The sequence below is a fragment of the Streptomyces sp. NPDC001903 genome (assembly GCF_042891345.1).
Classification (GTDB): Bacteria; Actinomycetota; Actinomycetes; order Streptomycetales; family Streptomycetaceae; genus Streptomyces.
The window spans coordinates 1-11,815 of the sequence record NZ_JBIASZ010000020.1 but is presented as its reverse complement, the minus strand read 5'-3'; the positions used below and the strand labels follow the sequence as shown (position 1 = coordinate 11,815).

At 71.2% G+C, this 11,815-nt stretch carries 10 protein-coding genes and 5 pseudogenes; 7 read left to right on the top strand and 8 right to left on the bottom strand.

The features are described from left to right. Nucleotides 1-37 precede the first annotated feature (37 nt). The 6 genes and pseudogenes from ACFYZS_RS33015 to ACFYZS_RS32990 form a co-directional block, all read right to left on the bottom strand. Nucleotides 38-475: pseudogene (locus ACFYZS_RS33015) on the bottom strand (transposase); the annotation flags it as partial. Between the two features lie 678 nt (nucleotides 476-1,153). Then, nucleotides 1,154-1,297 (bottom strand): annotated as a pseudogene (locus ACFYZS_RS33010) (IS5/IS1182 family transposase); the annotation flags it as partial. After that, nucleotides 1,287-1,451, bottom strand: a complete 165-nt coding sequence (locus ACFYZS_RS33005) for a hypothetical protein (protein ID WP_389020763.1) — start codon at nucleotides 1,449-1,451, stop codon at nucleotides 1,287-1,289. The gene ACFYZS_RS33005 and the pseudogene ACFYZS_RS33010, both read right to left, overlap by 11 nt. A 225-nt stretch (nucleotides 1,452-1,676) precedes the next feature. Next, on the bottom strand, nucleotides 1,677-1,805 hold the full coding sequence (locus ACFYZS_RS33000) for a hypothetical protein (protein ID WP_389020760.1): 129 nt from the start codon (nucleotides 1,803-1,805) through the stop codon (nucleotides 1,677-1,679). Next, nucleotides 1,802-2,740 (bottom strand): pyridoxamine 5'-phosphate oxidase family protein, encoded by a 939-nt coding sequence (locus ACFYZS_RS32995; RefSeq protein ID WP_389020758.1) that lies wholly within the window; start codon nucleotides 2,738-2,740, stop codon nucleotides 1,802-1,804. The genes ACFYZS_RS33000 and ACFYZS_RS32995 overlap by 4 nt, the downstream gene beginning before the upstream one ends. Then, entirely contained in the window at nucleotides 2,737-3,426 is a 690-nt protein-coding gene (locus ACFYZS_RS32990; protein WP_389020755.1) for a hemerythrin domain-containing protein, read from the bottom strand. The genes ACFYZS_RS32995 and ACFYZS_RS32990 overlap by 4 nt, the downstream gene beginning before the upstream one ends. Before the next feature lie 182 nt (nucleotides 3,427-3,608). On the opposite strand from ACFYZS_RS32990, the gene ACFYZS_RS32985 reads away from it, so the two are divergent. Beyond that, a complete protein-coding gene (locus ACFYZS_RS32985; protein ID WP_389020753.1) occupies nucleotides 3,609-6,980 on the top strand; it encodes a BTAD domain-containing putative transcriptional regulator in 3,372 nt (1,123 codons plus the stop codon). A gap of 375 nt (nucleotides 6,981-7,355) precedes the next feature. On the opposite strand, the gene ACFYZS_RS32980 is transcribed toward ACFYZS_RS32985, so the two are convergent. Next, complete coding sequence (locus ACFYZS_RS32980) at nucleotides 7,356-7,673, bottom strand: hypothetical protein (protein WP_229344434.1); 318 nt, start codon at nucleotides 7,671-7,673, stop codon at nucleotides 7,356-7,358. Between the two features lie 843 nt (nucleotides 7,674-8,516). On the opposite strand from ACFYZS_RS32980, the gene ACFYZS_RS32975 reads away from it, so the two are divergent. From ACFYZS_RS32975 to ACFYZS_RS32960, 4 genes and pseudogenes are all read left to right on the top strand, one after another. Further along, nucleotides 8,517-8,813 (top strand): hypothetical protein, encoded by a 297-nt coding sequence (locus ACFYZS_RS32975; protein WP_385986345.1) that lies wholly within the window; start codon nucleotides 8,517-8,519, stop codon nucleotides 8,811-8,813. Between the two features lie 38 nt (nucleotides 8,814-8,851). Further along, nucleotides 8,852-9,061, top strand: a pseudogene (locus tag ACFYZS_RS32970) (hypothetical protein); the annotation flags it as partial. A gap of 367 nt (nucleotides 9,062-9,428) precedes the next feature. Beyond that, entirely contained in the window at nucleotides 9,429-9,704 is a 276-nt protein-coding gene (locus ACFYZS_RS32965) for an isoamylase early set domain-containing protein (RefSeq protein WP_389020748.1), read from the top strand. A 42-nt stretch (nucleotides 9,705-9,746) separates the two neighbouring features. Beyond that, the gene (locus ACFYZS_RS32960) at nucleotides 9,747-10,097 is read left to right on the top strand and encodes a PRC-barrel domain-containing protein (protein ID WP_389020745.1); all 351 of its coding nucleotides are present in this window, start codon (nucleotides 9,747-9,749) and stop codon (nucleotides 10,095-10,097) included. Between the two features lie 252 nt (nucleotides 10,098-10,349). On the opposite strand, the pseudogene ACFYZS_RS32955 reads toward ACFYZS_RS32960, so the two are convergent. Then, nucleotides 10,350-10,554, bottom strand: a pseudogene (locus tag ACFYZS_RS32955) (cold-shock protein). Between ACFYZS_RS32955 and ACFYZS_RS32950 the strand changes: the two are divergent. Then, complete coding sequence (locus tag ACFYZS_RS32950; RefSeq protein ID WP_389021096.1) at nucleotides 10,502-10,825, top strand: hypothetical protein; 324 nt, start codon at nucleotides 10,502-10,504, stop codon at nucleotides 10,823-10,825. The pseudogene ACFYZS_RS32955 and the gene ACFYZS_RS32950 overlap by 53 nt on opposite strands. Nucleotides 10,826-10,911: 86 nt before the next feature. Then, nucleotides 10,912-11,706: pseudogene (locus tag ACFYZS_RS32945) on the top strand (IS5 family transposase). Nucleotides 11,707-11,815 lie beyond the last annotated feature (109 nt).

Below are 11,815 nucleotides of genomic sequence, written 5' to 3'. Positions count from 1 at the left end.
GAGCAGGACGGCGGCCTCCATGACACGGGGATCGGGCGGGTGACGTGAGTTCGTGGTGCCGCTGGTCTCGGAGAGCCCACAGGACGTCAACTCGTCGCCGGGCCAGCGCCAGGACTGCTTGCGAGTGCCTCTTCCCCCTCGGCCCGTTTGCGGTCGTAGTACCGGCGTGATTCCGAGCAGCAGGTGACGCTGCTCATGGCTGCAATGAACAGGGCCTGTTGCAGACGCCGGTGATATCGCTTCGGCCGGTGTCGGATACCGCTGACCTTGCCTGAGTCCCTGGGAGCCGGTGCCCGGCCGGCGTACGTCGCCAGGCAATCAGGGCTGCCGAAGAGATCCAGTCGCCACCGATGGCGGCCAGGATCTCGGGTCCGAGCAGGTTACCGATCCCGGGCATGCTGGCAACGATGGCGGCCTGGCTGTGGGCGCGAAAGGAGACCTCGATCTGCCGGTCGATCTCGCTGATCTTCTCATCCGGCACTACAAGAGGAGGTTCCGATGTCGGGCACGGAGAAGACCAAGGCCACCGCCGAACAGGCCAAGGGCAACGCCCGACAGGCCAAGGAAGACATCAAGGACACCTTCCGCCACTGACCCGGGCGCCCGGACACGCAGGCCCCTGCTCGGGCCCCGACCCTCCCCCCGGGTCGGGGCCCGACCCCATGCCGGGCGCCACATGCCCGGGCGCGACCGCCGCTCCTTCGGGCTCGGGCCACCGGTCCGAGGCTGCTTCGGCTGCCGTGCCAGCGCAGGCCGGTCAGGTGCGTGACGCACGGCCCCTGCGGCGTTGTCCCCTGCATGGAATGGGGACTGGATCTACTGGGCACACGCCTGGACGGCGTCACCGAGCCACGCCCGAAGCTCATCAGCAAAGACGCACACGGGCGTTGATGGCGCTGGCCACTCTGCTCGATGACGCGGACCAGAGCGAGGCCATTCGCCGGGCCGCGGGCGAGATGCGGTTTCGGATCGGCTCCCGCCTCGCCTGACCCAGCCCTGCAACAGCTGGCCAGGCGCGTACGGCTACGAGCCCGGCGCGTGGACGAGGCTGGCCAGAACGCCTCCTGACCGCACCGGACCGCCAGTACCCCACTGAATCCAAACCTCGAACATCATGGCTTCGTTCACTTCCAGGAACAGCGGTTGTCGATGGGCTTCGCCAGCGGCCCGCGATCTTCTCGCCCCCCGCGTCGATGCCCCGGCTGGCGGCGGGAACGCTGGTCGAGGTCTTGACGCTCTGGGCGTCGATCACACACGCTGAGGGCTCCGCAGCCCCTCCTTCCTTCTCACGGAGAAGTTACGAAGGACTCCTCGAGCAGGTCCCCGACAAGCAGTTCGGTGGGCGGCACCTCCAGCGGGATCATCCCCGGCGGGATCCGCACCCCGCCTTCCAGCAGTTCCGCGTTCGAGTGGTCGGACCCTCGCAGTGACGCCCCCTGGTCGCGGCACATCGGGCGGTGTGCCGGAGGACGCTCGGCAACAAACACTGGGCCCCAGAACAGCAGGCTGCATACAGGCCTCAGCCGCGCCGGTGATGTTCTGTCGGGGCCGGCAACGAGTGGCGCCTCTTCAGGAAACGCGCACACGGTCGCGGCCTTGCCGCCCACCAGGTTCTGAGCGGCGGCCGAAGGCGGGAGTCCGCCTCCAGCCTGTGCTGACCCACATGCAGTTCGCCGTCAGTGGTGCGGCGAGCGCATCACCTGCCGCATGCGGTCACCGCCGGCCCGGGTCCGGGGGCGGGGGTGTACGGCGCGGCTCCGGACGCCCGTGAGCGCGGCGGCGAGGCGGGCCATCAGGAAGTTCACGAGGCCTGCTCCTTCTGCGCCGCGGACTTCACCAGGGCACGGAAGCGGTCCCACTGCACCGTCGGCCGAGACAGCCCCCGCCGCTCCAGATAGCGGTCGGTAGAGCGCTTCGTGTGCCGCAGGACGCGGAACGCGTCGGTCGGCCGTCCCGAGCCCATCGGTTCGACCACGACCGACGGGACCAGCAACCAGCCCTCGTCGGTCCGCCTCAGGTCCCCGCGGACGGATGCGTTGTACATGTGGTTCAGCCGTTCGTCGTGCCGGTGCACCAGCAGCGAGGCCGGCCCGCGTTCCACCGCGCAGTCGGACGGCACGTCCACCAAGTAGCCCGCCGGGGTGGGCCGCGGCCGGGTCCGGGCGAGCAGCGGCGCCCCGGTGGCGTCCAGGGCAGCCAGTACGGCCGTGGGGAAGCGACTCAGCTGCGCGGCGCCGGACAGCGCCTCGGTACCGGTGACCGCTGCCGGTGCGCCCGGTTCCGACAGCCCTGCCAGGGGCGGCCGTACGGTCAACTGCTCGGGCTCGACGGTGATGAGGAGCCGTAGGTAGTACCACTGCATCAGTGGCCTCATGTGCGGCGAGAGGTACGAACGGCTGTGCGGCTGCCGCTCGAAAAGCATCCGCCAGTAATCCTCCGCCCCTTCCGGGCCGGTCGCGATCTCGTCCGGGCACTGGGCCCGGCCTCCCACGAAGACCTGCGGGGCGGGATCGAGGCCGCTGCCCGTCGGGTCCGAGAAGAGCAGGGCGACCCTGCCGTCCCGGCGCACGTTCAGCGCCTTCTGCGCGAAGGCCAGGGAGGTGGTCAACAGGAGGGTCCCTTCCGGGCGCCGGGCCACCGCCGTGGGCCAGGCAAGCGGAGTTCCGCTCCTGGCGAGGGTGGCGAACTCGCAGGTCCGGTAAGCATCCAGGGCCGTAGGGGCGGAGTCGAGTACGGTCATCGCCCCGCGCCACCGTCGAGCTCGGAGAGCGGGGCCCTCAGGGCCCGGCAGGACGCCGCGTACTGCCTGCGTCCGACCGCCTTCCACAGCAGGCGCCCGATGAACGGGGCCCTGCCGAGGAAGTAGGCCTGTTCCTGCGGGGTGGCATCCTCGAGCAGGGCACCGAGCGCAATCATGAGCTTCTCTTTGGGTATGCCCTCCATGCCGCGGCGTCCGACCGCGTCCCACTCGGCGACGGTCAGGCGTTGGCCCACCAGGGGCAGGACCAGCCGCTCCTCGTCGTCGAGGTGCTCAAGCAGCGCCGTACGGTGCTCGTCCAATGCCAGCGCGAGCTGCTGCCCCGCCGTACGGTCGGCGGTCCGCTGCCAGTGCAGCGCGCGGTCGGCGACCATCGCTGAGCAGGTGTCGATCCCGGTGTGCTGCTCCTCCATCCGCGCGACCAGTTCCTCATCCGCGGCGCGTTCGCGCAGCAGCGGCCAGATCGTCTCGTCCTCGACGGTGTGGTGGTGGCGCAGCCCCTCCATGTATTCGGCCAGATGCGCACCGACTTGGGCTGCGCGGGCGGTCGCACCGTCAGGGACGGCCCGGACCAGCCGCGGCAGCAGCGCCGACTCACGGCGGAAGACACGGTGGACCACGACCATCTCGTGGGTGTGGGGTCGTTGGGAGGTGGTGCTGGGGGACACGCTCGCTCACTCCATGGATCGCATACGGGGCAATGGACGTACCGAAACTGCCCGTCGCCACTTGGTGTTGGCTTGGCGAACCCGTGGGACGTCTCTTACGGACCTTGCCGGAACCACCTCCGACCTGGGTGTTCAGCCTTCGTTGACGACTCGTTCTCGCCACCTCCGGTAGATTCCCGGACGTGTTGCGCATACGAGTGCTGGGCTCATTGGAGGCCGAGTCGAAAGGAACGCCGGTCCCCCTCGGAGCACCGCGGCAGAGGGCCGTGCTCGCCTGCCTCCTCGCGGCCCGCGGGGCGGTGGTGTCCGTCGACCGTCTCGTCGAGGACCTGTGGCGCGGCACCCCACCGGCCAAGGCCACCGTGTCACTGCACGCCTACGTGTCCAACCTGCGCCGCGTGCTCGAACCCGATCGGCCGCCGCGCACGCCCGCTGCGGTCCTGGTCACCTCCGCTCCGGGGTACGCCCTGCTCCTCCCCCAGGAGGCGGTGGACGCCTGGCGGTTCGAGGACCGGCTGGACCGGGCGCAGCGCGCCCCGGCCGCACAGGCGCGCCAACTACTGGCCGAAGCGCTGGCCTGGTGGCGGGGCCCCGCCTTCCAGGAGTTCTCCGACGAGACGTGGGCCCGGCCCGAAGCGGCCCGGCTGGCCGCGCTGCGGGCGGACGCCCGCGAGCTGGCACTCGCCGCGGACCTGCGCACCGGACACACCCTCAGGGCGGCGTCGGCCGCCGAAGCCCTGGTGGGCGAGCACCCGCTGCGGGAGGAGGGCTGGCGGCTGCTCACGCTCGCCCACTGGGCGTGCGGGCGGCGCGCCGACGCCCTGGCCGCGCTACGCCGAGCCCGGGCGGTGCTGCGCGAGGAGCTGGGCTGCGATCCCTCCCGCGCCCTGGTCGAGCTCGAGCACGCCCTCCTCGACCAGCAGCTGGACGTGCTGCACGCGCACGTGCCGGAGCCGCGTACGGAGATCGCCAGGCCCAGCCACGGCAGCGCCCAGAACTCCGGCTCCGGCGCCCTGCCCGCCGGCCGACAGCCCCTCTTCCTCGGCCGGAAGAAGGAACTCGGCGCCGCCGACACCGCGGCACGAGAAGCCCGTACCACCGGCGGACTGCTGCTTGTGACCGGCGAAGCGGGGGCCGGCAAGTCCGCCTTCCTCGACCGCTTCGCGCACCGGCTGCGGCGCGAGGGCTGGACCGTGGTGATGGGCCGCTGCCCCGGGCACGAGGGAGCTCCGCCTGCCTGGGCGTGGGTGGAGGCACTCGGTGCGCTCGCCCGGGAGGTGCCCCCCGCGCACACGGCGGACCTGGCTGTTCTCCTGCACGAGCCGGAAGGGGCGGCTGCCGCCACGCGCGACGAGGCGGCAGCCGACCGCTTCCGTACGCACCGCGCCTTCACGGCGTGGCTCACCACCGCCTCCGCCGGGCGCCCCCTCGCGGTGCTCCTGGACGACCTGCACCGCGCCGACGGGGAAACGCTGGCCCTGCTCGAAGCAGCGGCCGCCGTCACCGGCGTCCCGTTGCTCACCATCGCCTGCTACCGGCCCGCCGAGGTCACGGACCGGCTGGGCAAGACTCTCGCGCAGCTCGCCCCGCGCCTCCCGCACCGGATCGCGCTCGGCGGACTCTCGGCGCGCGACGTCGCGACCGTCGTCGACGCCGTCTGCCGCAAGCCGGTCGACAGGGCCACCGTGGCCACGATCACGGCACGGACCGGCGGCAATCCGTTCTACGTCTGGGAGAGCGCGCGCCTGCTCGACAGCGAAGGGGCGCTGGTGGCCCTCTCCGAGGTCCCCCAAGGCGTCCGGGACGTCCTGCGCAGGCGCCTGGCCCTGCTGCCCGACGCCGCGCTGGCGGCCGTGCGGCTCGCCGCCGCCGTAGGGGTGGAAGCGGACGTCGCACTGCTGGTCGAGGCGTCCGACACGGACGAGGAGACCGTACTCGAAGGACTCGACGCCGCTCTCGCCGCGGACCTGCTGACCGAGGCGGGACCCGGCCGGGTCGGCTTCGTGCACGCGTTGGTCCGCGACACCGTCTACACCGACCTCTCCGGCGTACGGCGATCCCGCCTGCACGACCGCATCGCCCGGACGCTGCACCGGCAGCGGCCCGACGACCTGGCCGCGCTCGCCCACCACTTCGCCAGATCCGGCAGCGCCGTGAACGCGCCGCTGGCCGTCGAGTACGCCCTGGGCGCTGCCGGGCTGGCGGAGCAGCGGTACGCGCACGACGTCGCGGTCGGGCTGATCGCGCAGGCGCTGGACGTGCACAGCGCGGCCACAGCCGACCCGTACGCTGACCCGGATGCCACCCTCGCCCTCCTGATGCGCCTGCTCGGGGCCCAGCTCCGCGCCGGCGCCACGGCCGCGGCCCGCCGCACCCGGCAGCAGGCCGTGGACCTCGCGGTACGGGCCCATCGCGACGACCTGGTGGCGGCGGTGTACGGGGCCTGGACCGAGCCCTCACCCTGGCGCAGCCGACTGGAGGGGTTCTTCGACCGGACCGCGCTTGCCCGTCTCGAACGGCTCGCCCGCGACCGCTCGCTGGACGGGGCGACACGGGCCCGCGTGCTGCAGGTCCTCGCCGACGCCGTGGCCGGCGAGGACGCCGCGCGTGCCCGCGACGCGGCCGACGCACAGCTGGCCCTGGCTCGCTCCGTCGGTGGACCGCGGCTGCTCGCCTCGGCCGTGATGACGTCGGCGAAGCTGCTGCCGTACGAGCTGCAGGGCGCCACCCGGCCCCCGCTCGTCGCCGAACTGCGCGCGCTGGCCGCGGAGCACGACCTGCCCGCTCACCGCTGGGTGTGCGAGCACCTCGACGCTGTGGCGGCAGCCGTCCGCAACGAGCCCGCAGCAGTCCACCGACACACGACTGACGGCCTGGACCTCGCGCACCGCTACGGGATGCTCTGGGCGCTCGGCATCAACGTCACGACCCGGGCCATGCTCGCCGCCATCGCGGGTCGGTTCACGGAGGCCGAGGAGCGGTACGCCCAGGCGGACGAGCTTTTCCAGCGGGTCGGGGCACACCACGCGACCGGCCCACGCACGCTCGGCCTGTGGACCATTCGCTTCACTCAGGGGCGGACCGCCGACATCGCGCACAGCGTCCGCGAGGTGCACGAGGCCGTAGGCGCCCCCGTCGCCGTCGCGCACGCTCTCGTACTGGCCCGCCAGGGCCGGCTGGACGAGGCACGCGACGTGCTCTTTCCCCAACACCCGGTGACGGACCACCTCTACGGCGTGGAGCTCGACTACCGTAGCGAACTCGCCGTCCTGCACGCCGACACCGACTCCGCGGCCCTGTTGATCGAGCATCTGCGGCCGGTCCGGGACCAGTTCGCCGGCGCGGCGAACGCTGCCTACGCCACCCGCCCACTCGCCCACCCCTTGGCTGACCTTTACCGCCTCCTAGGCGAAGGCCGGGCCGCGGCCGACGCCTACGTGCTGGCCGAACGTGTCGCCCTGGCCTGGAACGCGCCCCACCACGCCGCCGCCGCACGCCGCGCCGCGGCGGACATGGCCGCAGACCGCGATCGGCGCCGGACCTTCGCCCTGTGAAGCTGCGCAACGGGGCTCACGCCCTCGACCCTCACACCGTCGCCAAACGCAGCCGTCCACCGAGTGCACTGCGCCCGGCGGCAATTCGACGCGGACCGCCCGCACCCCGATCGGGAATCCGGCAGGAGCGGGACGAGTTGATTCCTCCACCTCGTGAGGGCGGGCCCGGCAGCGCAGCGTCCCGTCCGAAGGGCAGATGTGTTGTCCGCCCGTGCCCGAACCGACTGGGCGGCTGTTTGGTCCTCGGCGCGCGGTGTCGATCCGCTGACCGGCCGTACCTGCGGGGATCCCGGTGCAAGCGACGACGACGTGGCGGGGGCCGGCATCGGTAGCCGACGCTGTAGAAACCGCCCCAGGACCCTGGTCGGGCAGCGGCTAGCCGGTGATCACGCCGGGCGGGGGCGGAGGAAGCGGCGGCGTGTTCGGGAAGGGCGGGGTTCCACTACCCCGCGAGCCCGCCCCTTGCCCGCCCGAGCTGCTTCCGTAGAACGCGTCCGCGATCGCGGTCAGCGCGGGGGCAACACCTGGAGGCATCTCGTTGACAGTGCCCGTCGCAGGAAACCCGAATGAGATCATCAACTGCTTCAGGGCCACCACCATGGATGGAGGAAGACTGTTCAGCGCGGCGGCGATCTGTTCGCCCGCGGAAATGCTCGCCGAGGACCCGTTACCCGGGCGTACGTCGTCTGTCATCGTGCTTGCCCTCCAAGGGGGTAGGCAACTCGCTGCGTCTCTTCTGCTCACCGGCAGGATGGCCATGCGCAAACACAGCCGGATTTCCCTGAAGGACCTACCCGCCGACCCGAACGGACGCCAGATCACCGACCCTGGCCGTCCCTGGCGGTGGCGGGCATCCGGGGGGGGACGGGCACGGCCGGGCCCCGGCCCAGCGCGCACCGGCCCGGCCCGGCCTCGCCGCGCACGCACGAGCAGGGCGGCCGCGCAGTCCTCGATCGCGAGCGGCAGGTCGATCAGGGTCAGGACGATCCGGGCACGGCCCTCGGGCCCGGTCAGACCGAGGCCCGCGCCGACCATGCCGAGGCGGGCGAACACCCGCTCGTTGCCCCGATCCGCGCGTTCCCGGTGCGCCTGGGACCACCCGGCCCGGCCGAACTCCTCAGCGCCGTAGAGGAGCAGCGCCGCCTCCCTCGGGTGGGCCCGGCTCCAAGCGACAACGTGTCGGGTGCCGGCGCGGGCGCCCGCGCGCGTGGTCCGGGACGCCGTCGAGGGCGGTGAGACAGCCTTCCGTGAGGCCCTCAAACGGCCGGCGCGAGCGTTCAACCACCCTGACGCCGTCCGGTTACGGCTGTGCGTCGGGTGGCTGGGACTTCCGGGGGATGCATCAGGCCCGGGCCCGGTGGCCAGCCGGATATGCAAGCGGCCTCCCGCCTCGTAGCGCATCGCGCACACCGGCAGTACCGCCTTCGCCCTTCGTACCGCCGCCTTTGACGGGCGGCAGCCGGCTTATGACCGCGCCGCTGCTGATCCCGGAAGTCTCTGACGGACGGACCTGGCCAGCGTCCGGGACGGTGACCGGTGGAATCCGTTGTCGTTGACCACTACATGATCAAGAAGACTGCACAGACGGCACTCGTCATGGGCGCCGTCCTGCTCTCCGGCGGCCTGGCCCACGCCGATGGCGACGCCTTCGACGAAGCCGGCATCCGGGAGCGGGTCGGCACTCTCACGGCGGACATCGAGCAGCAAAACCCTCACGGTGGACGAATGCCGGCGGTCACCGACACGCCAGGGGCACCCCGGCCAGGACACGACATCCCCGTGGAGGTCGACTTCACCGCGAACGAAGACAGCAAGACGGCCCCATGGATGTGACGGCGGACCACGTCTGAACTGGCATCCGTACGGCGCGAGAGGCGGTCGACCTGCCCGGTCTTCTACGCAAGACCGCGGCCGAGCATCCGCGCGAGGTGGTGCGCACGCTGGTCGGCGCGGTAACCGGCGCGTACGACGGCCGGCCGCCGAGCGACGACGCCACCGCCCTGTGCCTGGACTGGCGCGGACCCCATGACGGCAGTCGCAACGTGAATACCGGATCCCTGATCGGCTACTGGACGGGGTGAGGGAACCGCCGGAGCGCCGCAGGGGCCGCCTCGAACAGCCGGGCAGACGCTCGGTCGAGGTGTTGGCGTGCTGTGGTTACCCCCGGGCGCGAGCCGACCGAATGCGGGCACCTGGGGACCCGGCCTCGAAGGGGCCGATGGGCCGGGGGGCACTGTTACACATTGTGCACCTGGGCCACAGGGGCATGCCCTCCGCAGAGTTCCGCCCCCCACGCGCGCAGACCTGCGACGGATCCGCCGAGCCGCCTGAATGTGCGGCCGAGCGGGCGACAGCTGTACCGGGTGGCGTAGCCGCCTGCTACCCAGGCCGACGCAGCGGGCAGTGATGGCAAAGCCATTCCACCCGCAGGTGAGGAGCTGACCGTCCATGTTGGAGCGCACTCGGAGCAAGAAGCGGACCGAGATCACGTTCGTGTTGCCCGCCGGCCATCCGGCCGGTGAGGTCAGCGTGGTCGGCGACTTCAACGACTGGCGGCCCGGCGCCCATCCCATGGTCGAGCGCCCCGACGGAAGCCGCGCGGTCACGGTCACCTTGCCGGTGGACCAGCACCACGGATTCCGCTACCTCGCCGACGGCGGCCACTGGCTCGACGAAGAAGGGGCGGACGGCCACGACGGCCGTAACTGCCTCCTGCACACCTGACCCTCCACACGACCACGGACTCTGCCCCAGAAGGAGACACCTGTGACTGACGACATGTGGAGCTACAACCCCGACTCCCACTACACGCCCGGCACCAGCCTGGTCGGCTTCAAGGTCGAAGCCAGCGACGGGAGCATCGGCAAGGTCGACGAGGACACCGACGAAGTCGGCGCCTCCTACATCGTCGTCGACACCGGCCCCTGGATCTTCGGCAAGGAAGTCCTCATCCCCGCCGGCACCGTCGTCCGCATCGATGTGAAGGAGAAGACGATCAACGTCAACCTCACCAAGGACCAGATCAAGGACTCCCCCGAGTACGACAAGGACAAGCACCGCGGCGACGCCGCCTACCGTGATCAGCTCGGCCAGTACTACAACCGCGACCACAGCTGAGCCCAGCCCGCCGTGCTGCGGCTCCCCACCACGCTCGGGAGCCGCAGCCCCGTAATGGACCGGCGCGATCGTCGGGCCAGAGCCGAGTCAGGTCCGCGCAGCGGTTGCGCGGACCTGACCGCGTGTGCCTGAGAGCCGGCCGATGTCGCCGGCAAGGTTCGGCGACCTGCTGTTCGGGGCGGGCTGCACGAGGCAGCCCGCACGCGCCGAGCGCTACCCGGAGTCCGCGGTCCGCAGGGGGGGTGGGGAAGATCAGGCCGGGTTGATGTTTTCGGCCTGCGGGCCCTTCTGGCCCTGGGGTGACGTCGAACGTCACGGCCTGGCCCTCCTGGAGCTCTCGGAAGCCCGAGGAGTTGATGGCGGAGTAATGGGCGAAGACGTCCGGGCCGCCGCCGTCCTGGGTGATGAAGCCGAAGCCCTTCTCCGCGTTGAACCACTTCACAGTTCCCGCGGCCATGTCTCATGCCTCTCACGACGTGCGGAAGGCGGAGGTGATCGCCCTGGTTCCTGCGGCACAGCACAGCAAAACGATCCTCGATTACCCGCACTGGCGCACCTACCCCTGGACGTGGGCCGCCCGCGTAGCACTGCAACGCGTGGCGGTCTCCGCACCCGGGGGCGTACCGGAGATCCTGAACAAAGTCGTGGACGGCAAGATCATCGCCATCGCTCCCCCGGCCACCGCGGCGCAGGGAGGAAACGGCCGCGCGGCCAGCGGTCAACCCTGACCTGTCCGGCGACGGAGCAGCGGCGGCTCGCACAATGGGAAGCCGCTAGTCCGTTTATTTCAGATCATCGGATCGTTGGTTGATGTGTGTCGTTAACTGATGCCCAGTGGGCACGCATCGAGCCACTGCTGCCGGACCGGACACCTCAGCGGGGTGGGCGGTGGCGGGATCACCGCCAGGTGATCGACGCGATCGCGTTCAAGTACCGCACCGGGACACCGTGGATGGACCTGCCCGAGCACTTCGGTTCCTGGAAAGGCGCCCACAACCGGTTGCGGAAGTGGGCCGCGGATGGGACCTGGGAGAAGGTCTTCACCGCGCTACTCGCCCAGTCCGACGCTGAGGGCGACCTCGAGTGGGTCGTCGCCGTCGACTCCACGATCGTCCGTGCCCACCAGCACGCCGCCGGGGCCCGTCAAAAGGGGCCCCGGCCGGCGAGCCGCCCGACCATGCCCTCAGACGCTCCCGCGGCGGACTGACCACCAAAATCCACCTCGCCGCCGACAGCCGCTGCCGGCCGCTCGCGTTCGTTCTTACGCCCGGCCAGGCCGGTGACGCACCCGGATTCGCGCAGGTCACGGCCCGGCTACGGGTGCCTCGGAGGCGCGGCCGCCCCAGAATCACCCCGGATACGGCCTTGGCCGACAAGGCTTACTCGTCCCGGGCGATCCGTCGACATCTGCGGCGCCGCGGAATCCGGGCGGTGATCCCGCAGCCCGCCGGCCTTCGACCGCGAGGCGTACAAGCAACGGAACACCGTCGAACGCTGCATCAACAAGCTCAAACAGTGGCGCGGCCTGGCCACTCGCTATGACAAGACCGCCACCATCTACCTCGCCGGACTCCACCTCGCCGCCATCTTCATCTGGTCAGCCAGGTGATCCGAAGGAAACGCCCTAGTGTCCTGAGTCGGAGATTCGTCGTTGGTCTGGTGTGAGTCGTCCTGGACCGAAGATCCCGCCGGTGGTGCTGTCCGATGCCGAGCGGGAG

Bases quoted from the DNA above. Each gene is read 5' to 3' on its own strand.
- ACFYZS_RS33005 (WP_389020763.1), bottom strand. From the start codon at position 1,451: ATGTGCCGCGACCAGGGGGCGTCACTGCGAGGGTCCGACCACTCGAAC.
- ACFYZS_RS32995 (WP_389020758.1), bottom strand. From the start codon at position 2,740: ATGACCGTACTCGACTCCGCCCCTACGGCCCTGGATGCTTACCGGACC.
- ACFYZS_RS32980 (WP_229344434.1), bottom strand. From the start codon at position 7,673: ATGACAGACGACGTACGCCCGGGTAACGGGTCCTCGGCGAGCATTTCC.
- ACFYZS_RS32965 (WP_389020748.1), top strand. From the start codon at position 9,429: ATGTTGGAGCGCACTCGGAGCAAGAAGCGGACCGAGATCACGTTCGTG.
- ACFYZS_RS32950 (WP_389021096.1), top strand. From the start codon at position 10,502: ATGAAGCCGAAGCCCTTCTCCGCGTTGAACCACTTCACAGTTCCCGCG.